This is a genomic window from Bacteroides mediterraneensis, from assembly GCF_900128455.1.
Taxonomy (GTDB): Bacteria; Bacteroidota; Bacteroidia; order Bacteroidales; family Bacteroidaceae; genus Phocaeicola; species Phocaeicola mediterraneensis.
This window is the reverse complement of record NZ_LT635783.1, coordinates 2,118,478-2,144,644: the sequence shown is the minus strand read 5'-3', so window position 1 is coordinate 2,144,644 and position 26,167 is coordinate 2,118,478. Positions and strand designations below refer to the sequence as shown.

Annotated in this window: 18 protein-coding genes; 14 read left to right on the top strand and 4 right to left on the bottom strand. The window is 45.3% G+C overall.

The genetic code is table 11. The features are described 5' to 3' along the window. Positions 1-57: 57 nt before the first annotated feature. The 6 genes from trxB (at position 58) to BQ7480_RS08795 (ending at position 7,729) form a co-directional block, all read left to right on the top strand. On the top strand, positions 58-1,005 hold the full coding sequence (gene trxB / locus BQ7480_RS08820; RefSeq protein ID WP_072542585.1) for a thioredoxin-disulfide reductase: 948 nt from the start codon (positions 58-60) through the stop codon (positions 1,003-1,005). A gap of 32 nt (positions 1,006-1,037) precedes the next feature. Beyond that, positions 1,038-3,857 carry a M16 family metallopeptidase gene (locus BQ7480_RS08815; RefSeq protein ID WP_072542584.1) on the top strand — a complete coding sequence of 940 codons (2,820 nt, stop codon included), beginning with the start codon at positions 1,038-1,040 and terminating at the stop codon, positions 3,855-3,857. Positions 3,858-3,881: 24 nt separating this feature from the next. Continuing rightward, complete coding sequence (locus BQ7480_RS08810) at positions 3,882-5,375, top strand: DUF5687 family protein (RefSeq protein ID WP_072542583.1); 1,494 nt, start codon at positions 3,882-3,884, stop codon at positions 5,373-5,375. A gap of 33 nt (positions 5,376-5,408) precedes the next feature. After that, a complete protein-coding gene (locus BQ7480_RS08805) occupies positions 5,409-6,116 on the top strand; it encodes an ABC transporter ATP-binding protein (protein WP_072542582.1) in 708 nt (235 codons plus the stop codon). 127 nt (positions 6,117-6,243) lie between these two features. Beyond that, a complete protein-coding gene (locus tag BQ7480_RS08800; protein WP_072543964.1) occupies positions 6,244-6,741 on the top strand; it encodes a C40 family peptidase in 498 nt (165 codons plus the stop codon). 13 nt (positions 6,742-6,754) lie between these two features. Then, complete coding sequence (locus tag BQ7480_RS08795; protein ID WP_072542581.1) at positions 6,755-7,729, top strand: DUF4858 domain-containing protein; 975 nt, start codon at positions 6,755-6,757, stop codon at positions 7,727-7,729. 9 nt (positions 7,730-7,738) lie between these two features. Here the strand turns inward: BQ7480_RS08795 and BQ7480_RS08790 are convergent, their stop codons facing one another. The 4 genes from BQ7480_RS08790 to pnuC all read right to left on the bottom strand — a co-directional run bounded on the left by BQ7480_RS08790 (position 7,739) and on the right by pnuC (position 10,497). Then, on the bottom strand, positions 7,739-8,113 hold the full coding sequence (locus tag BQ7480_RS08790) for a DMT family protein (protein ID WP_022354575.1): 375 nt from the start codon (positions 8,111-8,113) through the stop codon (positions 7,739-7,741). 77 nt (positions 8,114-8,190) lie between these two features. Further along, a complete protein-coding gene (locus BQ7480_RS08785; RefSeq protein ID WP_072542580.1) occupies positions 8,191-8,871 on the bottom strand; it encodes an MIP family channel protein in 681 nt (226 codons plus the stop codon). Between the two features lie 332 nt (positions 8,872-9,203). Next, positions 9,204-9,887: a thiamine diphosphokinase gene (locus BQ7480_RS08780; protein ID WP_083581789.1), complete on the bottom strand. Its 684-nt coding sequence runs from the start codon at positions 9,885-9,887 to the stop codon at positions 9,204-9,206. Between the two features lie 13 nt (positions 9,888-9,900). Then, positions 9,901-10,497 (bottom strand): nicotinamide riboside transporter PnuC, encoded by a 597-nt coding sequence (gene pnuC / locus BQ7480_RS08775; RefSeq protein ID WP_072542578.1) that lies wholly within the window; start codon positions 10,495-10,497, stop codon positions 9,901-9,903. A 271-nt stretch (positions 10,498-10,768) separates the two neighbouring features. Here pnuC and BQ7480_RS08770 point away from each other — a divergent pair, with 271 nt between their 5' ends. Genes BQ7480_RS08770 through BQ7480_RS08735 form a run of 8 tightly spaced genes read left to right on the top strand, consistent with a single transcriptional unit; the run spans position 10,769 to position 26,164 of the window. Then, positions 10,769-11,395 carry a BrxA family protein gene (locus BQ7480_RS08770; RefSeq protein ID WP_072542577.1) on the top strand — a complete coding sequence of 209 codons (627 nt, stop codon included), beginning with the start codon at positions 10,769-10,771 and terminating at the stop codon, positions 11,393-11,395. Beyond that, a complete protein-coding gene (locus BQ7480_RS08765) occupies positions 11,392-12,003 on the top strand; it encodes a DUF1788 domain-containing protein (RefSeq protein WP_022354580.1) in 612 nt (203 codons plus the stop codon). Before BQ7480_RS08770 ends, BQ7480_RS08765 begins: the two co-directional genes overlap by 4 nt. Positions 12,004-12,006: 3 nt before the next feature. After that, the gene (brxC, locus tag BQ7480_RS08760) at positions 12,007-15,594 is read left to right on the top strand and encodes a BREX system P-loop protein BrxC (protein ID WP_072542576.1); all 3,588 of its coding nucleotides are present in this window, start codon (positions 12,007-12,009) and stop codon (positions 15,592-15,594) included. Positions 15,595-15,618: 24 nt separating this feature from the next. After that, positions 15,619-16,338 carry an AAA family ATPase gene (locus tag BQ7480_RS08755; RefSeq protein WP_072542575.1) on the top strand — a complete coding sequence of 240 codons (720 nt, stop codon included), beginning with the start codon at positions 15,619-15,621 and terminating at the stop codon, positions 16,336-16,338. Between the two features lie 8 nt (positions 16,339-16,346). Next, on the top strand, positions 16,347-17,195 hold the full coding sequence (locus tag BQ7480_RS08750) for a DUF4435 domain-containing protein (RefSeq protein ID WP_072542574.1): 849 nt from the start codon (positions 16,347-16,349) through the stop codon (positions 17,193-17,195). 23 nt (positions 17,196-17,218) lie between these two features. Then, positions 17,219-20,767 carry a BREX-1 system adenine-specific DNA-methyltransferase PglX gene (gene pglX / locus BQ7480_RS08745; protein ID WP_072542573.1) on the top strand — a complete coding sequence of 1,183 codons (3,549 nt, stop codon included), beginning with the start codon at positions 17,219-17,221 and terminating at the stop codon, positions 20,765-20,767. Between the two features lie 11 nt (positions 20,768-20,778). Further along, complete coding sequence (locus BQ7480_RS08740; protein WP_072542572.1) at positions 20,779-23,598, top strand: SIR2 family protein; 2,820 nt, start codon at positions 20,779-20,781, stop codon at positions 23,596-23,598. A 25-nt stretch (positions 23,599-23,623) separates the two neighbouring features. Next, on the top strand, positions 23,624-26,164 hold the full coding sequence (locus BQ7480_RS08735; protein ID WP_072542571.1) for a PglZ domain-containing protein: 2,541 nt from the start codon (positions 23,624-23,626) through the stop codon (positions 26,162-26,164). Positions 26,165-26,167: the final 3 nt, after the last annotated feature.

Genomic DNA, 26,167 nt, shown 5'->3' with positions numbered 1-26,167 from the left:
AAAATATATATTTTTGCTCAACAATAACTCGATTAAGATAATTTTATTTCATTATTTATGGCAACAGAACATGTAAAATGCCTGATCATCGGATCAGGACCTGCAGGATACACGGCAGCCATCTACACCAGCCGTGCCAATCTTTCTCCCGTACTTTATGAAGGTCTCCAACCCGGCGGACAGCTGACCACCACTACTGAAGTGGAGAATTTCCCCGGCTATCCGGAAGGTGTGACCGGCCCCGTGCTGATGGACGACCTGAAGAAGCAGGCGGAACGCTTCGGAGCCGATATTCGTAACGGAATTGTCACAAAGGCCGACCTGAGCAAGGCCCCCTACACTTTCGTGGTAGACGATGAGAAAGAAATCACCGCCGATACCGTCATCATTTCTACCGGTGCCACAGCCAAATACCTGGGGCTGGAAGACGAGAAGAAATACGCCGGTATAGGGGTAAGCGCATGCGCCACCTGCGACGGGTTCTTCTACCGTAAGAAAACCGTGGCTGTAGTGGGCGGCGGCGACACAGCCTGCGAAGAAGCAGTCTACCTCGCCGGACTGGCCAGCAAGGTGTACCTCGTGGTGCGCAAACCTTATCTCCGTGCCTCCAAAATCATGCAGGAACGCGTAATGAACCATCCACACATCACTGTATTGTTTGAACACAATGCCGTAGGCCTGTTCGGTGAGAACGGTGTGGAAGGCATGCACGTAGTGAAACGTATGGGTGAACCCGACGAAGAACGCTACGACGTGGCCATCGACGGATTCTTCCTGGCCATTGGTCACAAACCTAATTCAGACATCTTTAAGCCGTGGGTAACCACCGATGAAACCGGTTACATCGTGACGGAAGGCAATACTCCCTGCACGGGCGTTCCGGGTGTATTCGCTGCCGGTGACGTAGCCGATCCGCATTATCGGCAGGCCATCACAGCCGCCGGAAGCGGATGCAAGGCAGCCATTGAGGCAGAACGTTACCTGTCGGCCAACGGACTTCTCTAATCTTATTCACAATCTAATCAAAAAAAATTACAATGAAGGTTTTTAAACTGAAAAGAACTGTGGCGGCAGTTATCTTGGTGGGAGGTGCCATGACGGCCTTCGCACAGCAGATGCCGCCCATCCCTACCGATCCCAATGTGCGCATCGGTAAGTTGGACAACGGATTGACCTACTACATCCGTCACAACGAGTTGCCGGAACATCAGGCCGACTTCTACATTGCGCAGAAAGTAGGTTCTATCCTGGAGGAAGACGACCAGCGCGGTCTGGCCCACTTCCTGGAGCACATGTGTTTCAACGGAACCACGCATTTCCCCGGCAACTTGCTTCGGGAGTATCTGGAAAGCATTGGCGTGAAGTTCGGTGCCAACCTGAACGCCTACACTTCGGTAGACGAAACTGTGTACAATATTAATAATGTGCCGGTCATCCGCGACGGAATCATCGACTCCTGTCTGTTGATTCTGCACGACTGGGCCAACGACCTGACCCTCGACCCGAAGGAAATCGACAAGGAACGTGGCGTGATTCACGAAGAATGGCGTACCCGTTCAGGTGCCATGATGCGTATGTACGAAAAGGTGTTCCCTGTCATCTACAAGGACAGCAAGTATGCCTACCGTCTGCCTATCGGTACCATGGAAGTGGTCGACAATTTCCCTTACCAGGCTTTGAGAGACTATTATGAGAAATGGTATCGTCCGGACCAGCAAGGTATTATCGTGGTGGGCGACATCAACGTGGACAGCATCGAAAACAAAATCAAACGCATGTTCTCGCCCATCGAGATGCCGGCCAATGCCGCCGAACGCAAATACTTCCCGGTGCCCGACAACGACGAGCCGATTATCACCGTGGCCAAGGACAAGGAACAGCAGGTACCTATTGTTTATCTGATGCACAAGCATGACGCCGTGCCCAACGACCAGAAGAACAACATGGGATATCTGGTGATGAACTACATGATTTCTTCCATCGAAAGCATGCTCAACAGCCGTTTGAATGAGCTGACCCAGCAGGCCAATCCGCCGTTCATTGAAGCAGGTGTGGGCGATGGCGACTTCATTGTGGCCAAGACCAAGGATGCGTTCATGGCGTATGCGGCTGCCAAGGAAGACGGTATCCTCCTGACAACCGAAACCCTGATGCGCGAACTGGAACGTGTGCGTCAGTTCGGATTTACGGCCAGCGAATATGCTCGTGCCAAAGCGGATTACCTGCGCGGACTGGAATCTGTCTACAACGAACGCAACAAACAGCGCAACGGTGCTTACGTAAACGAATATGTGCGCAACTTCATTGACAACGAACCGATTCCGGGTATCGAGAATGAATATGCCATCATGAACCAAGTGGTGCCGAACATTCCGGTGGACGCCATCAACCAGGTAATGAAGCAGCTCATCACCGAAAAGAACGTGGTGCTCAGTGTATTCTGCCCTGAGAAGGAAGGCATGAAATATCCGACGGAAGCCGAACTGAAAGCTGTATTGGATAAGGTGAAAGCTGAAAAACTGACCGCTTATGTGGACAAGGTTTCCGACGAACCGCTGATAAAAGACAAACCGCAGGCCGGAAAGGTAGTCAAGACAGAACAAGGTGTGTTCGGTTCTACTATCCTGACCCTGAGCAACGGTGTGCGTGTCATCCTGAAACCGACCGATTTCAAGGCCGATGAAGTACGTATGCAGGCCTTCAGCCCGGGTGGAACTTCTCTGTTCGACGACAAGGATGTACTGCAGTTTGCACTGATCAGTCAGATTGCTTCTTTGGGCGGACTGGGTAACTTCGATGCCGTAGATTTGGACAAGGTTTTGGCTGGAAAGATGGCTTCTGCCAGCGCACAAGTCAATACCCTGACAGAAGGATTGTCTGGTAGCTGTTCTCCGAAAGACTTCGAAACCATGCTCCAGCTCACCTACCTGCGCTTCACGGCGCCGCGTATGGACCAGGAAGCCTTCACTTCTTTCATCACCCGTAACAAGGCGGCTCTGGCCAACCAGGAAGCCAACCCGATGACTGCGTTCAGCGACTCTATCACCGTGGCACTCTACAACCATCATCCGCGTGCCTTGTCCATGAAAGCCGACATGCTCGACAAGATTGACTACAACAAGGTGATGGAACTGTACAAAGACCGTTTTGCCGATGCCAGCGACTTTACGTTCATCCTGGTGGGTAACATCGATGAAAAGACAGCTACTCCGCTCATCGAACAGTACCTGGGTGCCCTGCCGGCTACGAAACGCAACGAACACTTCCGCGACACCAAGATGGATATCCGCAAGGGTATGTATGAAAACAACTTCGTGAAAGAACTGGAAACTCCGAAGGCCAGCGTGCTGATGGTTTATTCCGGCGACTGCAAGTATGACATGAAGAACAAGCTGCAGATGAGCATGCTCGGCCAGTTGCTCAACATGGTTTACCTGCGTACCGTACGTGAAGATGCCGGAGGAACTTACGGTGTAAGCTGTAGCGGAAACCTGAGCAAATATCCGAGCGAAGAAGGTGCCTTCCAGGTGTATTTCGATACTGACCCGAACCGTCGCGAAGAGATGGTGAAACTCATCAACGAAGGTATTGAAGGATTCATTGCCAACGGTCCGGAAAGCGATGACCTGAGCAAGGTGAAGGAATACATGCTGAAGACCTACAAGCAGAACCAGAAAGAAAACGGTTACTGGATGGGTATCCTGAACACGTACTACTGGGAAAACCTGGATATGAATACCGGATACGAAGAAGCAGTGAACGCCATCACCGGCGACGACCTGAAAGCCTTTGCCAAGGCCTTCTTCGGACAGAAGAACGAAGTGGAAGTCAGCATGAGTTCTCCGGTAGAAAAATAAGGAAACAGAGCAATTACTCCGCGTATGTTATTTACTGAAATACGGAGAAATCAAAAACTTGCTGCAAGGCGGAGTCCGATGTACGATCGGAACCGCTTTGCCAAGTTCCTGATTTATCTGTTTGTCGCATTTTGGGCAGCGTACCTCGTCTTAATCGGGGTTTCGCTGCCCTTTGTTTTTGAAAAGGGGTTTTCCGGAATGGAACCCTATGATGTGCTCAATGCCTGCTTGCCGGGCATCCTGTTTTTGGATTTTCTGCTGCGTTTCCTTTTCCCGACTCCTACGCAGGAAATCAAACCCTATCTCTTGTTGCCGGTCAGGAAACAACAACTGATTAATGTCCTGCTCGTACAGGTGGGACTGAAGGCGTTCAATCTGTTCTGGCTCTTTTTATTTGTACCTTTTGCGGCCATGACCGTGGTCCGTTTCTTCGGTATAGCCGGTGTCGTGGGCTATGCGGCAGGCATCTGGCTGCTGATGGTGGCCAACGCCTATTGGAGCGTACTGGTACGTACGCTGCAACGCCGTCATACGGCTTGGGTACTTCTCCCTCTCGGGTTCTATGGCCTGCAATTACTGGCAGAATCCCTATTCCCGGAAGGAGGCATCAGCTGTTTCTTCATGACTTTGGGCGAGGCCTTTATGCAAGGCCGCGTACTGGCCTATCTGGGCGTATTGGTCGTGATTGTACTATTGGGCTTCCTGAACAGCCGGGTACAGGTGGCTTGTATCTATAGCGAACTGAATCGCCGGGAAAAAGTGCCGCAAAGCAAACATACCGGGCGCTACCGTTTCCTCGACCGTTTAGGACTGACGGGAGAATATATGAAACTGGAGCTGAAGATGATATTCCGCAACAATGCTCCCCGGAAAAATTTCCAGATGATGACCGTAGTCATCGTATTGTTTGCACTGAGCCTGCTGGGTCTCAGCCATGTCGGTGAGGAAGAATTTTTCGGCCTGCACCTGTATGTGGTGTATTGCTTTACGGGATACGCCATCAGCATCTTGTCGCGTATCATGGCCTATGAAGGTAACTACCTCGACGGACTGCTGATGCGCCCCGGTTCCCTGCTCTATCTGTTCCGGGCCAAATACTACGTGTATTGCCTGCTGCTGGTCATTCCACTGGTGTGCATGCTGCCCGCGCTTATTTGGGGAGGTACCTCCGTCCTGCTGGTCTTCAGCCAGCTGGTCTACACGGCCGGTGTCACCCTTCCGGCCATCATGCTGCTGGCCCTTGTGAACCGGAAGACCGCTCCGCTGGACGCTTCCCTCATGGGAAAAGGTCAGTGGAACTCTCCTTATCAGGCCTTGAGCGTAGCCTTTGCCTTTTTTATGCCGATAGCCCTCTGCCGCATCCTGTTCTTATGGATGGAACCCTCTACGGCCTATCTGGTCTGTGCCCTGCTGGGCCTGCCGGGCATCCTGCTTCATCCTCTTTGGTGCAGGGCGCTCTACCGGAAAGTGCTCCGGAAGCGACATTCACTTTTGGAGAATCTGCGCGAAACGAGGTAACTTTTTATTTGTAACCAATCACAATGAATCCTTATGGAAATCAAGATACAGAACTTGAAAAAAACGTACGGCAGCAAAACGGCTGTCGATATTCCCGACTACACCCTGCAAGAGCCCGAGATACTGGGCTTGATGGGCAACAACGGTGCCGGAAAGACCACACTCTTCCGCCTGATGCTCGATTTGCTGAAGGCCGACAGCGGGAGCGTGTGCCTGGATGGCACCGATGTGTCACAAAGTGAAGAGTGGAAATTGCGTGTGGGAGCCTATATGGACGAGAGTTTTCTGATAGATTACCTCACCCCCGAAGAATATTTCCAGTTCTGCGGACGCATGTATGGGTTCGATGCCGCTACCCTTCATGAGCGCATCCATCGCTATGAACGTTTTCTGGGCGATGAAATCCTGAAAGAAAAGAAATACATCCGCAACCTTTCCGCCGGGAACAAGCAGAAGATGGGTATCGTCACCGCCCTGCTTCACAATCCGGAACTCGTCATTCTGGACGAGCCGTTCAACTTCCTCGACCCTACTTCACAGTCGCTGCCCAAGCACTTGCTCCAGCATTATTACGAGGAGCATAAAGCCACTATCCTTGTGTCCAGCCACAACCTGAGCCACACCGTGGACCTCAGTACCCGTATTGTGTTGTTGGAACAGGGGCACCTGCTTCGCGACCTTGACAATGCCGACGGTGCCGCAGGAAAAGAGCTGGAAGACTATTTCGAGGTGAAGGAATAAAATGAAACAATCTTCAACAGGTTCTAAAATACGCTAAGTTGATTATCAGGTAACGAGAATATTGTGTACATTTGTTTTAAAATAACATGATATGTACAGAAACCGTATCACTCGTTTTTCGGTGTGCATGCTTGTATTGGTGTGCACACTTTTGTTTTCCTCCTGCGGCACCCGCGCCCCTCGCGTGGACTACCGGGAACTGGCACGTGCGGCTGTACGCCTGGAAATGGACATTGATGCCGACGACAACCACCGCCTGTATGTAGAAGCAGCCGACTGGATTGGCGTGCCCTACCGTCACGGGGGAAGCACCCATCGGGGAACAGACTGTTCAGGCTTCACGTCCGCCGTCTACAAGAAAGTGTACCACAAGAAACTGCAGCGCAATTCGGAGGCCCAGCGGACAAAAGACTGCCGCAAGGTGAGCAAACGCAAGTTGCAGGAAGGCGACCTGGTGTTCTTCCACGACGGGCGCCGCAAGAAGACTGCCAACCACGTGGGCATTTACCTGAAAGACGGGAAATTCATCCACGCCAGCACCAGTGCAGGCGTCATCGTCAGCCGGCTGGAAGAGCCCTACTACCGCAAATGCTGGATGCAGGGCGGACGAGTGAAAGGACTATAAATACACACACGACATGGACTACGCATCACATTTATCATCCAAACTGACTTTATTCCTATGTGCAGCCGGTATTCTTCCGGCCATGGCTCAGCAGCAGGAAAAAGAACTGCAGCTCAACATGGATGCCGTAAAAATGATTCAATTTGATTTTGATCCAGCGAGCAAGCTGGAGAAGAAGCCTCTGGAGGCTCCGCTCAACAAGAAATGGATGGACTTCAAGGTCGACCTGAAAGTGCCCCGCAGCCTGATTGATACCACCAAGGTGAAGAAACCCGAAGGCTATGTCCGCATGGAACCCTACACCATCTGGACTCGTTTCGGAGAAGATCCCGTGTACGATGTGCTGGTGACCGGACGTCCCAAGAAATGGGAAATCTCCTGGACCCTGAATCCCAACCAAGTCTACAGGGATGAAAACTATGGGCGCAGCCTGATGCCTTCTACGGGAAGAGTGTACAGGGACCTCAATGCACCGATAGGGCCAACTTTCGGCATCGGCGGACTTGATTTCATCGGTTTCCTCTACGATAATCTGTCTCCCCGCGGACGGATGCTGGCTCATAACCGCAAGCATGCCAACGCCTGGAAGACGTATGCCGACTACGTGCCTACTGCTGCCGACAGCTTGAAAGTACCTAACTTCTACCGTCGCTCCGCCGCCCAGCGGGCCGACACCACCCATACCATGCTCTCCTTCCAGCCCGCCTTTTCGGGAGCCCCTCTCCTGCCCGTCTATGCCACACCCGACTCCGTCAAGGCCGTCCAGCCGGCAGCGAAACCCGACACCCTGAACGTCGTAGAGAAGAAGAAAAAGAAAAACCCGCAACCTGCCCGGGAGGAGGATGCGGGAAACTTGTATGAGTATATCCGCCGGAAAGAAGCCGAGGACTCCATCCGGCGCAGAGAATTCCTGCGGAAAGACAAAGTCAGAAACAACCAGTACGATGTGCAGCGCGAAATCCAGCGCCTGCGCGACCGGCAGAACTGACCCCGCCGCTTATTTCTTGAATACGAAGTATACGGCCAGAATCAGGCAGAAAAAGGCAGCCAAGTGATTCCATTTCAATTCCATCTTGAAAGCAATCATGGAAAATATCGTGAAGACCGTCAGCGTAATCACTTCCTGAATCACTTTCAGCTGCATGATGTCGAACGGTCCGCCGCTGTCCTTGAAACCCAGTCGGTTGGCCGGCACCTGCAAACAATATTCAAAAAAAGCAATGGCCCAGCTGAACGCAATCACCCCGATGAGCGGCAGTGCGGCAAACCAGCTGAACTCCTCACGCATCTTCAAGTGCCCGTACCAGGCAAACGTCATGAAGATGTTCGAAAAAATCAGTAAAACGATAGAATAAATTCCGTGCGATAGCATATCTTTTCCTTTATTTAAAAACCGGCTGCAAAGATACGCTTTTTAAATGAAAAAGACATGCTATCGAGGGTCCTTCTTTATTTATCCGTGCGCAGGAACTTCCACACGAGGGCACTGAAAGCCGCTCCCACAAACGGAGCCACGATGAAAAGCCAGAGCTGTTCGATAGCCTGTCCGCCTTCCATCAAGGCCGGTCCGATGCTGCGGGCCGGATTCACGGAAGTACCCGTAATCGGGATACACACGATGTGAATCAGTATCAGCGTCAGTCCGATGGCCAGTCCCGCCAGGTTGCCGGCCCCCTTCTTCTCGTCCGTAGCCCCCAAGGCCACCAGCACAAAGATAAAGGTAAACACGGCTTCCGCCAGGAACGCCTGTCCCATGGCATCGGGTGCGAAACTGTTGGAGCCCGTCGCCGTAGGTCCTCCGTGCGCACCGGTCGATACCAGCAAGGTCAGAATCAGCGAGCCGATGATGGCGCCTACCACCTGAAAGAGCATGTACATCAGTGCCCGTTTGGTTTTCATACCTCCCGAGAGCCACACTCCCAGCGTGATGGCCGGATTGATGTGGCAACCGGATATGTTTCCGATGGTGTAAGCCATGGCGATGACAGAGAGTCCGAAAGCCATAGCCACTCCGATGGTTCCTACTCCGGCACCCACTGTGTCGGCCACTCCTCCGGCGAATACGGCGCTACCGCATCCCAGCAGTACAAGAACCATTGTTCCGACTAATTCTGCTACATACTTTTTCATAGGCATTACATTTAAAATCTACGATGCCCTAATTTAGCACTTTCTTTTGAGAAAAGCAAGAGAAAGAAGATTTATTTGCTTAAAAATCAGGCAGAAACGATTCGCTGAAAAACGCAAGTACGTTTTGGTCAAAACGCAAGTGCGTTTGAAGGAAAACGTAAAGGCGTTTCAGACAAAACGCACTTGCGTTTTAAGGTAAATGCACTTGCGTTTCTTAGAAAATATTAGCTGTATGATTATCAGATAGTTACGAATATGTACAGATACAACTTAAATATAAGTCGTTTTTTGATATACGGCGGGTGGCGGTGAATATTCCCATCTACTGTGAGTTATTTCTTTGCTTCATAAGTACGATACACCAAGTAACGACCCTTTGCTTGAATGCGGAAACCGTGCCCTGTCACTTCGTTCAGTGTCCCCTGCCACCAGCTATGGAAATCATACAGCGGATACCGCAACCCTTCGCTCCGCAGCTGCACTGCATCCACATTGAATACCGACACCTGCTGACGGGGAAACCCTGCAAACTCCTCCGTATCGGCGGCTGGCACAAACGACCCGTAATCGGTCAGCATCGCCACCTCCAGTCCCATCTGCTGGTATTCCATGAGCAGGCTGATATTTCCCAAGGTATGGTCTTCCCGCTTGCCCGTAGCCCCCACGAAGACAATCCGCCGGATGCCTTTGTCGGCCAGAAAAGTGACCGCTTTCGTCTGGTCGTTCGTCTCCTGCTCGGAGATGCGATGTATCCGGTCGTGAAAACGCACCCGATTCGTTTCCGAGAGCGAATCGCCGTCGCCCACTATCCAACCGGGCATCCGTCCGCTGTCCACCAGCGCGTCCGCCCCTCCGTCGCAGCACACCACGTACGGCGAAGCATCCAGCACAGCCAGTGGGAACGGATGCGAAGGGAAATCGCCGTTGCCCACCACTACCGCTTCGGGCACGAAAGGCAAGACAGTCTGCATCCTTTCCTCCTTTGATAAATACATTTTATACTCGTTGTGTTCCATGCGACTTGCTTCATTATTCGTTTTCAACCTGGGGTTCAGTCCTCATCGCTGTCCGCCATCTTCTCCATCCGAAAATGGCCACTACGGCATACACGCCGTAAAGCACCGCTGTGAAATACAATCCTTTATATACGTATAGTCCGCAGCATACCCAGTCGACCACCATCCATACTCCCCACTGTTCCACGTACTTACGGGCCAGCATCCACATCCCCACCACACTCAGGGCCGTGGTGAAGCTGTCGGTCCAAGGTACATTGCTGTCGGTCCACTCAATCAGTATCCACGCGATGGCCAGCCAGCACACCGCAAACACAGCCGTCAGGGGCAGATACACCTTGCGCGGCATGGAAGTGATGGGCAGTTCCGCTACTGGCTGTGCCGGGTCTGTCTTTCTCTTCCTTCGGCTCCAGGCCATCCAGCCGTACACCGAGGCAAGCAGGTAGTAGACATTGATTCCGAAATCGGCATACAGTCCGGCCTGATAATACACCACCAGATAGATGGCCGGCATGATGATGGACACCGGCCACAGGTAGATGCTGGCGCGATACTCCAGTGCCAGATAGACCAACCCCACGAGGGTTCCAAACAGTTCCAGGTAATTCATGGCGCAAAGATAGTGGAAAGCGGGGAAATGACCGTTTGGAAGAAGTTTTTTCTTGGGAAAAGAATGAATGGAAGAATCTAGAAATACACTTTTTTAAGCGAATTGCCTTTTTAATCCTAGTCTCAGAATGATACTTCGAATAAAAACATTATTTTTGTTGAAAGATATGACCTTATATATAAATATAGGGGAAACAAAATTTTGAATCGCCTTCAAGTCGTTTTGCAGAAGAGCAAACAACGAACGGATGGCTCAAACATGCTAACATAAAATGAATAAAAAAAACAGTCCATATACAGCAGCCATAACGGGGGGAGGTTTTCTATTTGAAGAAACCGTCACACTTCTACCTTTATTGCAGGCAACCAATAGTGAGGAACTGCTGAATGAGGAGAAGGTGAACAACCATCTGTTGCAAATAAATGCTGAACGTTCACGTGCAAAAGCCATTCTTGAAATCAAGCGCCGCTATGAAGCGATGCCGGCCTATTTTTGGAATGACTTTCTGAAAATGAATGATTCTGACAAGGTAGCCGCCCTTTTCTACGTAATCTTGAAGACCTATAAAATATGCTTTGATTTTCATGTCAATGTGACCATGAAAAAATGGAACAGCATTTCCAGAAGTGTGAAAAAAGAGGACCTCATGATGGAGTTAAATGAAATCTCAGCGAAAGATGAGTTTGTTGATTCCTGGAGTGACAATACCAAAGATCGGGTGGCAAGTGCTTATCTGACCATTCTCCGAAAAGTCGGTATGCTGGACCGGGAGAGCCATTTGAATGCACTCGTTTGCAGCAACTTCAGTTATTATCTGGCCAAAGGTGCATCCTGGTTTCTCGAAGCCTGTCTGTTGCAGCCCTACGAAATAGAAAATATAAAGAAAACCCTATTATGACCCTAAAAGAGCTTGATGACAAACTGAACAGTCCCGGTTTTCAGGACCCGGAAAATGGAGACTTGTTCTACAACTTCTTTATCTACCAATATCCGGCAGACAAGGAATACGATATCCGCAGACAGATACAAGAGTTTAAAGCGAATCTTATCCGTCCCATCAACTATGTGGATGTGCTTACGTTGAACCTGTTTGAGGAGTTCTGTCACTTCTTGGACCAGAAGAAGTTCCTGCGTCATCCGTCCATGTTGAAATATTTGATGGAGAAAGAACAGCGCGATCCGTCTACTGCAAAAAATACGCAGGATACGCTTACCCGTAACGCACATTCTCCAGAGTTTGTCCGGTTTATTCATCAACGTATCATTGACCATATCACCATCAAGGACCAGTATCGTCGCCCGTACGTTTTCATGTACGGTATCGGCAGTATGTATCCCTATTTGAGAGTCAATGAGTTTCTGGCTCTTTATGAAGATTACAACGAGACGGAGAAATATAAGATTATCGTGTTTTATCCAGGTCATCGTGACCAGAACTCTTTCCGGTTGTTTGACACCCTTCCCGATAATCATACCTATCGCGCCACCCTTTTAATTAACGAATAACCCATGAAACTGAAAGAACTATATAGCAAGCCCATCGACCGTGCAGTCAATCCTGCCGTAAGTGCCACCAAGTTTGACCCGGAAACAGAACGTGTGGAAATACAGGAATACGTGTTCACCGATGAGATTATCAACGGCCTTTTCCGTATTCTCGATGCGATAAAGAACAACCGGCCATACGACCACGTAGGTATCTGGATTGACGGTTACTACGGGTCGGGAAAATCTCATTTTCTGAAATACCTTGACTATTGCATCACTCCGTCTACCCGTGACGAAGCTTTTTCCCGTTTGCTTGAAGCTGTCAAGGCCATCGACCCCCTCGATGAAAAACATAATCTGGGTTTCGACTATGAACAGCTGGCATCCATAGCCAACTGGATGAAGCGTGCCACCATCGATACGTGCATTTTCAATCTGGAAACCAGTTACGACAACTCCACCGACAAAAAGAAGGCTTTCCTTCATGTCTTCTGGAACGAGTTCAATGGTAAACGTGGCTTTAATAAGTTCAACATTACGCTGGCCCAGAATCTGGAAAAGCCTTTGGAAGAAAAAGGTGTGTTTGAGGCTTTCAAGCAACGCATTGCCGAGGAAGGTGGCGATTGGAATGATCCGGGTATGGCAGCCGATTTGATTGATAATGAACTCGATTGGGTGCTTGACATCGCCAAAGAACTGGCCCCGACACTCTCTGTCGATAGTATCCGCGAACGTATCATCAAGCGTGACACGAACATGAGCATCGACCGTTTTGGCTTGGAACTGGCGGCTTATTTGAAAGACAAAGGCGATGACTACCGCCTGATATTCCTTGCCGATGAAGTTTCACAGTTCATCAACAAGGAACGCGACCGTTATCTCAACCTTCAGGAAATCATTACAAAACTGTCCGAAGCATGTGATAACAAGGTCTGGGTGGCTTGTACCGCACAGCAAGATCTTTCGGAGATTATGGACGATTGCCATATAGCCGAAGAAAAAGACAAAGAAGGTAAAATCAAGGGGCGTTTCGAAGTGAAAGTGTCGCTCAAGGGAACACAACCGGAAGTGATTACGCAGAAGCGTATCCTCGACAAGAAGGAAGAAGTAAAGCCTGTGCTGGCTGACTTATACAATAAATATAGAGCCGGTTTTGATCTTCAGTTCAAACTTCCTAATTCATACAGCAGTTATGATTCTCAGGAAGATTTTGTAGACTACTACCCTTTTGTGCCTTATCAGTTCAAATTGATTATGCAGGTATTCAACTCTTTCCTGAATTTAGGCTATGTAGCCAAAGAAGTAAAGGGAAATGAGCGAAGCATCATCAAGGTGATTCACTCTACAGCCAAAGCCAATGCCGAGGCTGAGTTGGGTAAGTTCATTTCTTTTGATGAACTCTATAACAACATGTTCGAGGAAGGCTTGCAGGCTCGTGGACAGAAGGCCGTGGACAATGCCCTCCGCATGGCACGCACTTACCAGACAGACAAGCCCGAAAAGACCCGTCTGGCTGTTCGTGTGGCCAACGTACTCTTCATGATTTGCAATATTTCGCAGACCGACCAGTTACTTTTCCCGGCTACCGTGGATAATGTGACTTCACTTCTGGTAAACAATATGGAAACACCCCGTCTGACCATCAAAAATGAGGTGGAGAAAATTGTGGAGTTTCTTTGTGATAACAACATCATCCGCCGCGAGCAAGGCAAGCAGGGCGCACCAGACACGTTCACTTTCTACAGCGAGGAAGAGATGAAGGTGGCACAACTCATTCAAAGCCAGGTGGTGGACAACAATACACAGGCCGAGCAGCTGAAGGATATTTTCAATAAATATATCACAGCCCTCCGTAATAAGGAGCAATACAAGACCCGCAGCTTTTCGGTAGGGCTGACCATCAAACAACGTACTTTCCTGAGCAACAATCCGGATGTGATGGTGGAATTCGTGATGGACCCGGATTATGATACCGCCGAGCAACTTGCCCTGCAGAATAGCAATGCCAACCGGATGGTCTATTATGTAGGCCCACAGTATCGTGAGAACAGACGTTTGTACAACGCCTTCTACTGGTACTGTCAGGCAGAACGTTACATGGCTACCCCTGTTCCCAACGAGGACAATGCCAACACCCGCAAAGAATTTGCCAAACGGGCTGAGGAACTCTACGAAGGACTTATCAAAAAAGAATTTGAAAAGATTCTTGACACTTGCCCCATTGTTTCGGGACTGAGTGTGATTGACGAAACGGAACTGGGACAAAAGAAAGGAAACGACCGTTACCGTGCAGCCATCGAGAAACATCTGGCAGGAATTTACACGAAAGCAAACCTGGTGGATTCTCCAAACATTCCCCGTACTACGGAACAGTTGAAGAAGGCCATTCTGCGCAATATTGAAGCAGGGGAATATGAAGGCATGAACGCCGCTCTTACTGATGCAGAACACGAAGTGGAAATCTACCTGAACAAGCAGTTTGCAGAGGTGAACGTATCGGATGTGCTTGCCAAGTTCTCAAAAGCGCCATACGGATGGGACAATATCTGTACCCTCTATGTCATCAATGAACTGGTACGTCGTCACAACCGCGACTATTCTTATTCGAACAATCCGAACGTAGAAATAACGACCGTAGCCAACCGCATTGTGAACGAAAGCAACAAGTTTACACTCCGTCAGGCACAAGTTATTTCGCCACAGGTCATTCAGAATTTCATTGCTGCCTGGAAAGAGATATTCGGCATATCTTCCGCTCCATCCACTACCGACAGCACCCAACTGTTCCGTGCTTGCCGTGACATGGAAAGTGAGCGCAGTCTTGCCAGATTAGTCAAAGGTTATAAGGATATCGAACAACAGATAATCACCTATCCTTTTTCCGGGCCAATCCGCCAGGCTGTTGAACTCTTTGAATCATGGCTTGATGAGCGTGATCCGTTGAAATTCTTCAACCTTCTCATCGCGTCAAAGGATGAAGCCAAGGCTCTTACCGACAAATGCAAGGAAGTGGTGCAATTCACGCACGACCAGCTTTCTACCTACAAACAGCTCATTCAGTTTGCAGATGACAATATCTACAACTTCCCGTTTGTACCTATGGAGCAGCAGGGAGCTGTCGGTGAATTCTGTAAAGTGAAAGAGGACCCATGGCCTATCGGAAAGACATTCCGTAACTACATCAAGCTGATGAACCAGCTTTCAGGAATCTTGGATGATGTACGAAACCGTTTGCGTGAGAAAATCAAAGCGGCCTACAATGATATGTTCGACTATCTCAAGCAGGTGGCAGAGCAGCAACATGTGCCTGTGAGCGTATTGTCCGACCGTGAAGCGACGATTCAACTTAAGACCTCTCCGACCAATATTCTGGTGTTGCAGAACAATGTCAATACCGATGCCTTCTATCAGGAACAGGTAGAGAGAATCATGTCGTATACTCCTCCAACATTACCGGAACAGGAAAAGAGAATCCGTCAGGCCTCACTGCAGACCAAGACCAAACTGCCTATTACGAATGCAGAAGATATCGAACGCTATCTGGACGGACTGCGTCAGCAATTGGAGCGTCTGCTTGTCGACCACGATGGAGTAATGATTATCAAATAACAGCAATCCTAAAACCTAGAATATATGTCACTGTCAAGAATATCGGAAGTAAATATCGACCTTTGGAACAAACAGAAGGTCCAGTTCGCGGCCCATCCCGATGTCAACATTATAATGGGGGTAAATGGAAGTGGGAAAACCACGTTTCTGAAAAACCTCTATGAGTCACTGGTGGCGGATAACCATGGACAAAGTGAATACATTGTTTATCTGCCTTCCATTGATAATATTGCCATGCGAGATAAGCGGAAGACAGCTACGGCATTAGCGCAAGATTTGGAGTATTTCATCTATGACATGAAAACCGGTCCTTCACTGATGAATGTTCGTATGTCCATGATAGACAGTTCTGCTGAGAAACAAGAAGAATTAAAAGCACAGATTGCTGATTTTCAGAAAACAATCAACGGCTTGTTCGCTTTAACCCGCAAACGGATAGAGATAGAGGGAAGCAAATTTTCTGTGATTACTGATAACGGTACGCTACCCGTGGGAGCGCTTTCTTCCGGAGAGATGCAGGTACTGCTGATTCTGCTCCGTGTATTTTTATTGGGCAAACGTGAATCTATCGTTCTGATTGACGAACCGGAAAACTCACTGGATATAGACTGGCAGTTTGAACTTATCAACCTGTTGGTTCGTTTCAATCCCAACGCTCAGTTTTTCATTACGACTCATTCCCCTGCCCTGTTCGGAGATGGATGGGGAGATAAAGTCTGGTATATGGAACAAATCACAAAGTAACACGGCGTATGGAAGGAATCAATTGGATAGAGAAACAAGCCAAGCTTTATCGGAATCTTGCCCTGACAGGACGTTATCAAGCCGTGATACATCTGGAAGACGAGGAAGATGAGACATTTTGGGACTATCAACTTCAAACCATTAACCCGGGACGTTACCGCTACCTGTATTTCAGCAAAAGTGATGACGGTAAAGACACCCGCGGATGTGAGCAATGCCTGAAATTCAGACCTTACCTTACTGCGCGTTTCTTTATCTGCATAGACAGTGATTTGCGTTTGTTAAGAGGTGAGACTGAATTTTCAGCAAAGAATTTCATTGCTCAGACCTATGCCTATTCGTGGGAGAATCACTTATGCGAAGCCTCTCATCTCAATGAACGCATGAAGCTGATACAACCTGAAACTGATTTTGACATGCAGGCTTTTCTTACGTCGTTTTCGAGAATCGTTTATAAGCCGTTGTTGTATCTGATTCGGTACGGGGCAGACAGCCGTCTCAATCAGTTGTGGAATGTATCGAAATTCAATGCCTGTATTCCTCTGCAACCTAAACGTGCTGATTTAGCAGATAACGGCAAAGCATATCTGAAAACCGTTCAGTCCCTGTTTGAAGCCGCAACAGGTGGACTGACAGAAGAACCGGCCAATCCAAATGGAATTTTAACTCCGGAAAATGCCTACTTGCACATTCAAGGTCACCAACTGTATAAGCTGATACTGCACATCGGGACCCTGCTGTGCAAAGGAACGGGCATTGCTTTCAGGACAGACATTCTTGATAAAGGATTGCATACCACAGGATATGATGAAATTGAAATGTTACAGAATGACTTGAAAGCTATTTGGGATAATTAGCTCAAAAAGATAACGAAAGATATATGGACACCAATAAGATTAAACGCTTCGCCACCGAAGCACGCAACATATTGAAAACCGGCATCGCTGCCAAGATTATGACCCTTGGTTTCGACCGGAAAGGGAATGTGGCCGAAGAACACCGACCGCAACTTATGCAGGGCGGTACACTTTGGAACGGACAATTTTATACAGAGGGATTCTACCATCAGTGGATGTCTCTCTTCAATCGTGTACAGCAGAAAGGCATCAATGAAGTGTATGAAGAAGCTGCCTATACCTGGTTCAACCGACTGTGTGCCATCCGCATCTTGCAGAAGAACAATCTCTGTTCTCCTGTACTCCAGTATGCCGATGCCGCACGTACACCGGTTATTGTGGACCAAGCCCGCCAAGGCCACCTTCCTCTGATGAAAGAAGATCTTCGTCAGCGCGTAATAGAGTTACTTGACGATGATACGAAAGTAACCGAACAGTTTGCCCTGCTCATAACCGCATGGTGTCATGACAATCCCATCATCAACCAGTGTTTCGGCTCTATGGCCGACTATACTGAGCTGCTTCTGCCGAACAATATTTTGACAGAAGGCGGCTTTGTAGACATGCTCAACCATACGGAATTTGTAACCGATGAGGATTTTCAATCACCGGAACTGATAGGCTGGCTCTACCAGTTCTATATTTCGGAACGTAAGGACGAAGTATTTGCCAAGAAAGGCAAGTTTGAGGCAGACGAGATTCCTGCCGCTACGCAGATATTCACCCCCAACTGGATTGTGAAATATATGGTGCAGAATACAGTGGGCCGTATCTACCTCGACAACAATCCATACGAAACCGCGCTACAGAAGAAGTGGCAATATCTGGTGGAACCTTCTGAAAAGACTCCGGCAGAAAACATCTTAAGATACGAAGAACTGACAGACCTGAAAGTAGCCGATTTAGCCTGTGGCTCAGGCCATATTCTGAACGAGTGTTTTGATTTGCTCTACGATCTTTATATTGCCGAAGGCTATGGCCGTGGGGAAGCCATAGAGAATATCTTTCAGCATAACTTGACCGGAGTAGACATTGACAATCGTGCCAAGCAATTAGCCACTTTTGCCCTCTTGCTGAAAGCTTGCCAAAAGGATGCTTCATTTGCCGACGCTCATTGTTTGCCTCATGTATTGGCCATGCCGAAGCTTTGGGATGAAGAAAAGAATGGTCTGGTCAGAGAATTCCTTCCTCATTTCTTTTTGGGGCAGGAAAATCAGACTCACGTCAATGAACTCATCGCTTGCTTCGACTTGATGCAGCATGCGGATTCGTTGGGCTCTATCATGAAATTTGAACTTAGCGATAGTACCCGATTGCTGGTAAAACAGACGGTAGAATATTGGCACAATCAGGACTTTATACCGGAGGCCATTCGTGCCCAACTTCCTGCATTTGAACTGATTCTGGCCTTGACGGAAAAGTATCATGCATTGGTGATGAATCCGCCTTATATGGGTGCAGGTAGTATGAATGAGGTGCTAAGCAAGTATGTGAAGAAAAACTATGAAGAAGGAAAAGCCGATTTATTCTCTACATTTATGATGTTGTCTATAGACCGACTTGTAGCTAATGGAAAATATGGTATGATTAATATGCAAAGCTGGATGTTCCTCTCTTCATTTGAAAAGTTTCGTAGCACTTTGCTTAATAATTATCATATTGAAAATATGCTTCACTTGGGACCTCGAACATTTGATGAGCTGAGTGGTGAAGTAGTTCAGAATACGGCATTTGTAATTGCCAAGCATAAGTCCGATGAAGGTGGCGTTTATTTCCGACTGGTTGATGGAAAGAATTGTACTGATAAGAAAGGTATGTTTCTGCGAGCATTAAGGGAACGTAGTTCTAAGGTATATTACCAAAATGTATTTCAATCTGACTTCGAGAAAATTCCGGGATGTCCGATTGGATATTGGGCTAGTGAGAAAATGATTGCTTGTTTTCTATACGGTATAAATATTACTCATTATGGAATTTCAGATGGACAAAACATCACAGGCAATAATAATAAGTATTTAAGATACATTTGGGAAGTATCAAAAACAAATTCTGGGAAAGGACATAAATGGGTCCCAATTGCGAAAGGTGGTTCCTTTCGCAGATGGTATGGCAACATAGAGGATGTCATTGATTGGTCATTTGAAGCGCGTCAAGAATATAAGAATAATCCAGTAGCTCGTATTCAAGATGAATATTTGTGGTATAGGACAGGTATCACATGGAATTTAATTTGTAGCGGCAAGAATGGTACAGGATTTAGAATTTTACCAAAAGATTATTTATTTAATAAAGCTGCTCCTACTATTGTAATGAAAAATGAGAATATAGATATGACAAATTATATACTAGCATATCTCAATACTCGTGTCGTTCATTCTATTATGAATTTAATGAATCCCACTTTTAATACTAACATAGCAGAAGTATTTACATTAAAGTTACGTGTTCAAGATTCACTCAAGGCTAAAATAGATAATATTACCCTACAAAATATATCTATCTCCTGTCAAGACTGGGATGCTCATGAAACTTCTTGGGACTTCCAACGCAACGAGTTATTGAATATGGATGCCGAGATTCCAAGGGAAGAACCACATCCGGACAGTATAGAATGGCGCGTAGAACAATACAAGAAAAAGTGGGAACAAATGTTCAACCAACTGCATACCAACGAAGAAGAACTCAACCGACAGTTTATTGAAATATACGGTCTGCAAGATGAACTTACCCCCAACGTACCGCTTGATGAAATCACCATTCTACAACAGGGTGAAATCTCCTTTGTACCATCTGCGGAAGGCGAAGATGCGCCTAAGGTAATGAAGTGGAACGACGATGTCATTATCAAACAGCTCATCAGTTATGCCGTAGGATGTATGATGGGACGTTACCGTTTGGACAAACCGGGATTACATATCGCACATCCAGAACCGACCGAAGAAGAGATTGCCCCCTACTCTTATCACGGCAGGAAGTATGACATAGATGATGACGGCATCCTGCCTTTGATGAACAGTGATTGTGGTTTCAGTGACAATGCCCCTCTGCGTATGGCAGACTTTGTTCGCATCGCATTTGGAGAAGAAACGCAAGTAGAAAATCTGAACTACATGGAGCAATGCTTGGGTAAAACATTGGAACAATATTTCGTGAAGGACTTCTGGAAAGACCATAAAAAGATGTATCAGAACCGTCCGATTTACTGGCTGTTCGCATCCAAGAAAGGTACCTTCCAGGTAATAGCTTATATGCATCGCATGAATGCCTATACAGTGGAACGTATCCGAGCCAAATACCTCCTCCCTTTCATAGAACACTTGGAGCAGGAGATTAAAAAACTCGATATGCGCCGGGCAGAACTGACTACCAAGGAAAGTAAGCAGCTCCAAACGCTTCAGAAGCAACTCGATGAGTGCCGTGAATATCACGAACGTTTGCAGGTAGTGGCCGAACAAGCTATCAGCTTTGACCTTGATGATGGTGTGGTAGTCAATTATGCCAAGTTCGGGGATATATTAGCAAAACTCAAATAAAAAAGTATATTATGGATAAGCAACAAATATCTCATCTTTTACATATACAAAAAGCAAGTCGGGAAAATCGACTAGCGATATTTGTAGGTGCCGGAGTTTCTAGGAATTCGGGTATTCCGACTTGGAATGAACTTATAGAATCAATGAAGGCTGAACTTCCTGAAAAGTTGACAAATGAAATGGATGCTCTAAAAGTAGCCCAGTTGTACAAAGATTCACGGGGGCATAAAGAGTATATGGATAAAGTAAAAGAGGTATTACTTTATAATAAAGCTGTACCTAATAGATTACATAAAAGTATTTTGTTGCTAAATCCATGCCATATAATAACTACAAACTACGATGATTTAATAGAACAAGAGCTTATTAATCAATTTACGCAATATGATATTGTAAGAGAAGATAAGGATATTCCACAAATTGCATATCCAAATGTTCTTGTTAAAATGCATGGAGATTATATAACCGATAATATAGTTCTTACCGAAACGGATTATTATAATTATCCAAAGAATTTTCCGCTTATACGTGCTTTTGTACAATCTATATTTGCAAGTAAACTCGTGCTATTTGTTGGCTTCTCTTTCGCTGATTTAAATTTAAAAATGATATTAAATGAGTTGCAAAATATTTTGTCAGAGAATATGCAAAGAGCCTACCTGTTATCATGCGAGGAACCGGATTTTGTGACAAAACAATATTTTGAGAAAAAAGGAATCAATATACTTTATTTCAGCGAGAAAGAAATTGATGTAATTAATGGTAAAGAATATAATCCAGATGATTTAAATGGAATAGGTCGGTTAACAGATAAGATTCTATATTCCATCAACAATTATAGAGAAGTTCCTAAACAGGATTTAGCCGCATATCTTTATGATCGAGTTATGTCTTACAGTCAAGAACTGCGCTCTTTTGGAGATGGACTTAGATATTTTTTCCCTAACTATAAAAAAATGACCTGGAATGCCCACTCAAATGGTTTACAGACTAATCTGAAATATTTTAAAGATTTAGAAAGTCAAGTTATAGATAATAGAGGAAAACGTCATTTTTTAATTAATCACCCTTCTATCAGTCTGAAAGCTCTTTTACAATTAGCATGGTATAATTATTTAGAAGAAATAGATAATATTAAAATACTCGATAATAAATTTTACCAAAATATTAATTATTACATACCTAAAACAACAATTTATTATATCCGAAACTTTGATTATATACAAGTATGCAACAAGCTAAAAGAATTACGCTGTAAAACGATTAAGCACACAATAGATGATTTAGAATTACCATTTACACTATATTTATTAGGAGACTATTGGGAAGCGTTTAAAATATATAAAGAACTATTATCACGCTACTGGAATCGTAAGAAGTATATCTTATATTTCATTTGCAGATATAATATGTGGGCCATCAGAAATTGTATTTGGGCGCAAAAAATTTTTGATAAAAGTTTTAACATCAAAAAAGCACTTGAATCAGTGAATGAAAATGAGTTGGAAGAAATATTGAACAAATTGCCTTTAAATAAAGAGATAAAGAAAATATTTCAAGATTTGGTTTCCTATAGAGCTATTGGTAATAATCTCGTTAAAACTGAAGATTTAAAAGAACGAATATTCCAACAAAGAAAGTCCCAAGAAAAAGGTGGGTGCTCCGTTAATAGTAATATAGTTGTCTTAATGTCTATTTATCAACGTGAAAGAATTTTTTCATGGGCTAATTGTATAATTTGCGATAATAGTTTGCATTATAAATCATTATGCCATAATACAGCATTGGGTATATTGAATAGTTTTGCTACACCTCCAAGTAAGATGTATGGAATAGGCTTTGAGGGTACAAGAATTGAGTCTTTGGACAACTTTATGTTAAGAATGCTTATATTTGATAATGAAAATGAGAAGCTCAAATCCATATTAAATGGATACGATATAAAGACTTTGTTGTTCGATGAATCTGGTATAAATTATATTAATACATGTCTGAATAATATAGTACAAGAAAATCAATATTTATTTAAAAATGATTCTTTGTTTTATAATCCTCTATCAAATTTACTGCTTATAATCTCAAGATCTCATAATGATGGAATTGATGTAGAAGCACTATATAGAGTATTATTAAAATGTTGGAGATTTGAAAACTATATAGGGAATCAAACTATTCATTTGCTTATCAGCCAATATCCACCGAAAGTAGAAATTGCAAAGGAATTAATAGAGCTTATGTTATATAATTCAAATCATACATTTTTATATAATAACTGTTTATATTCATTAATAGAGATTTTAAAGGATAAGAAAATTGAGTTTACTGATATACGAACGAATGAACTATTTGTCGATAATAATCGAGCATTAACCCTATGTTTACTATATCCAATAATCACAGAACCATTCAAAAGTATTGTATTAGATTATTGCCTAAATACAATTGATAATTTATATCATTATCTTTTCTTGATATTCAATAATAATATACATAGCTATTCAATAGAACGATTTAACAAACTTCTCAATAAGGGAAAAATTACGATGGATTGTTGTTATCTTTTGGCACAAATGAGAAAAGATAATAGCTTCAGTGAGCTACATGACTCTATTAATAAAGTTGCCATTAGTAATGATTGTTTGCAATTCTTTATTGATCCTTACAACTATTCTTCATTAGAAAAAGTTGAGATTGGTTGGATTTTAAAACTTGATGAAAAAGAAAGAATAAGTTTATTAAAAAATGAAATATTTCGAGAGAAATTAAAGGAATACATTAAAGCAACACATTTATCTGAGGATAATCGTAATTATCTTATCAGTTTACTGTAAAAATATTGAAAGTAATAAAGCTTTTATGATACAAGACAGAATATACAGTTACTTTGAGCGCAACCCTCAACTACATGTGCTCTTTATCTTCGACAAGATGGGCATTATCCAGACAGAGCTTGAAGACGTAAAAGATTGGTCTGACGGATACGTCTATAAAGTGTTCGACGGCGCCTGGTTCAATACAAAATATGCCATAGAGAATACTTGGAAGGACAAACGCGTCGTGCTGCTCTTCCCTGTGGGAACCTATCCCCATTCAGAAGAACAGCAGCTACAGTTTCCATTGCTCGATATGCTTAAAGCCAACATGGAATACAAGGAAGATGACTATGCTTCATATATGCAGCAGTATAACCTGCCGGAGCGGTTCCGTGGTTTTATCAAGAAAAACATTGCGGAAATCATGTCCTCCAAAATCCAAAATATCCTCAATGGGCATATCAATTCCGCTACTTTCAGCGAAGATCTTGTTTGCCGGGCTTTCATCTCCAATTACCTTGGCGACAAGAAACTTCTAGACTGGGAAACAATCATTGTAAAGATGATTATCCTTGATGCTACCTGGGAGGAGAAAAAGCGTACGGACTTCTGGCATAGACTTTCAAGAAACTTGGATGCCAGCAAGACAGCTAATGACAAATTGATAAAACTCTTCGGGGTAAGCTATAACCTGAATGCTTCTCAAAAGATGAAAAGCGTTGCCGAATGTTTGAAATACAATTGCATTACACAACTGTTGGATGTAGTGCCGGGGGATTCATACAAACAATATAAAATCAGCAGCTCTGCAGTTCTTGACCAGATAAACAAGATTTATGAATGGGGCACGCACGATCGTCTGCTTAGTGAGAAGTTCATCCAATCCATGAGAATTTTGGCTTCAGATATTAAAGAAGAGGAAATCATTAATATCTATGGCATTGATGCAAACTACTTTTATTATACAGAAGCTCTTTGCTGGCCGATTCTGCAGGAAATAGTTGAAAAGAAATTGATGGCTGATCCGGAAGATGTGAACGACCGTATGCGTGAATTATCCCTGAAACTGCCCGCTGACAGTCATATTCAAATCATTATCCGGTTTATTGAACAGTCGGCCCTGTTTTATATGCAGGTGCGTGGACTGGGGACACTTAAACTTAACAATACGAAGGAATACGTAAATAAATATATTACAGAGTTCTATCTGGTAGATATGTCCTACAGAAAGACACTCGAAGCTTATCATGAACTGATAACCAAAGAGAATCCTATCGAGCTTGTATTGAATGTGGCCAAAAGACAATTAGACCAGGAATATGCGAAGGTTGCCAACCTTCTTAATCTGGAATGGCTGACCTGCGTGGAAGAAAAAGGGGCTTGGTTTACGGAAACGGGATTGAAGCATCAGGAGGATTTTTATGCTAACGAGTCTGATTTGAATGTGAAACAGGTAATCATTATCAGTGATGCCCTGAGATACGAAGTGGCTATGGAATTGATGCAGAGACTGGCCAAGGAAAAAAATATGGCTTCAATCGAGGCCTATCAGGCCATGTTGCCCACGGAAACAAAGTGCTGCAAGCTCTCCCTCCTACCGCATCACTCTTTGGAACTGATTGGTACGGATATGGCGGTGGACGGAGCCGTATTGGCAACTACAGAACAACGGACAGCTCATTTGGATAAATATCGTGAAGGAGGAGTGTGTGTACGTTATGAAGATGTGATGAATGGTGACCAGATTTCAACGCGGGAACTGTTCAAAAGGCCTTTAGTATATATCTTCCATGATACGATTGATGAAGCAAGCCATTCTCAAAGCCCGTTTGAGGTAATCAGTGCTTGCCGCAAGGCCATAGACCAGTTGTCTGTATTAATCAAACGTCTGCATGCTACTTGGAATGTGACCAATGTAGTGTTGACTGCCGATCATGGCTTTCTGTACAATGACATGAAATTTGAGGATAAGGACAAGCACAATATCACTGATGCATCAGCAGAGAAAAAAACGAGGTATTATCTCACAGACAGCGATGAATATGTGGAAGGAATCATCAAATTCCCTCTTGAAAGAGTATCTGCCATAAAATGTCAGATGCCACTTTGGATAGGCGTACCAGTCGGCACCAACCGACTGGCGGCTTCGGGAGGCTACAACTTTGCCCATGGCGGTGCATCCCTTCAGGAGATGATTATACCGGTAATCAGGAGTCAGCAGAAGCGGACAAACAAGACTGAAAAGGTGGGTATCTCTTTAATGAATCATAACCTGAATATGGTCAGCAGTCGGTTGAAATTCCAACTTATACAATCGGAAGCCGTGAGTATGACCGTGATGGAACGCAAGGTGGTATGCTGCATTTATAACGGTGACGATCCTGTGACTCAGGAAAAGGAACTGACCTTGAACAGTACGGATGCAACGAACCTGAATAACCGGGTGTATGAAGTTACGCTCAATTTGCAAAAATCGGTCAGCGCAAGTATGTTGCAGCTTCGTATTTATGATGCAGATGACCGGTTAAATCCGCTTATCCGTGAGACAGTGAAGAATAATACAATGATTGAACAAGATTTTTAGGAG

Excerpts from the sequence above, each read along its gene's own strand:
- BQ7480_RS08740 (WP_072542572.1), top strand. The coding sequence starts at position 20,779 with ATGGATAAGCAACAAATATCTCATCTTTTACATATACAAAAAGCAAGT.
- BQ7480_RS08765 (WP_022354580.1), top strand. The coding sequence starts at position 11,392 with ATGACCCTAAAAGAGCTTGATGACAAACTGAACAGTCCCGGTTTTCAG.
- BQ7480_RS08815 (WP_072542584.1), top strand. The coding sequence starts at position 1,038 with ATGAAGGTTTTTAAACTGAAAAGAACTGTGGCGGCAGTTATCTTGGTG.
- pnuC (WP_072542578.1), bottom strand. The coding sequence starts at position 10,497 with ATGAATTACCTGGAACTGTTTGGAACCCTCGTGGGGTTGGTCTATCTG.
- BQ7480_RS08780 (WP_083581789.1), bottom strand. The coding sequence starts at position 9,887 with ATGGAACACAACGAGTATAAAATGTATTTATCAAAGGAGGAAAGGATG.
- BQ7480_RS08785 (WP_072542580.1), bottom strand. The coding sequence starts at position 8,871 with ATGAAAAAGTATGTAGCAGAATTAGTCGGAACAATGGTTCTTGTACTG.
- BQ7480_RS08755 (WP_072542575.1), top strand. The coding sequence starts at position 15,619 with ATGTCACTGTCAAGAATATCGGAAGTAAATATCGACCTTTGGAACAAA.
- BQ7480_RS08735 (WP_072542571.1), top strand. The coding sequence starts at position 23,624 with ATGATACAAGACAGAATATACAGTTACTTTGAGCGCAACCCTCAACTA.
- pglX (WP_072542573.1), top strand. The coding sequence starts at position 17,219 with ATGGACACCAATAAGATTAAACGCTTCGCCACCGAAGCACGCAACATA.
- BQ7480_RS08790 (WP_022354575.1), bottom strand. The coding sequence starts at position 8,113 with ATGCTATCGCACGGAATTTATTCTATCGTTTTACTGATTTTTTCGAAC.
- BQ7480_RS08805 (WP_072542582.1), top strand. The coding sequence starts at position 5,409 with ATGGAAATCAAGATACAGAACTTGAAAAAAACGTACGGCAGCAAAACG.
- brxC (WP_072542576.1), top strand. The coding sequence starts at position 12,007 with ATGAAACTGAAAGAACTATATAGCAAGCCCATCGACCGTGCAGTCAAT.
- BQ7480_RS08800 (WP_072543964.1), top strand. The coding sequence starts at position 6,244 with ATGCTTGTATTGGTGTGCACACTTTTGTTTTCCTCCTGCGGCACCCGC.
- BQ7480_RS08750 (WP_072542574.1), top strand. The coding sequence starts at position 16,347 with ATGGAAGGAATCAATTGGATAGAGAAACAAGCCAAGCTTTATCGGAAT.
- BQ7480_RS08810 (WP_072542583.1), top strand. The coding sequence starts at position 3,882 with ATGTTATTTACTGAAATACGGAGAAATCAAAAACTTGCTGCAAGGCGG.
- BQ7480_RS08795 (WP_072542581.1), top strand. The coding sequence starts at position 6,755 with ATGGACTACGCATCACATTTATCATCCAAACTGACTTTATTCCTATGT.
- trxB (WP_072542585.1), top strand. The coding sequence starts at position 58 with ATGGCAACAGAACATGTAAAATGCCTGATCATCGGATCAGGACCTGCA.
- BQ7480_RS08770 (WP_072542577.1), top strand. The coding sequence starts at position 10,769 with ATGAATAAAAAAAACAGTCCATATACAGCAGCCATAACGGGGGGAGGT.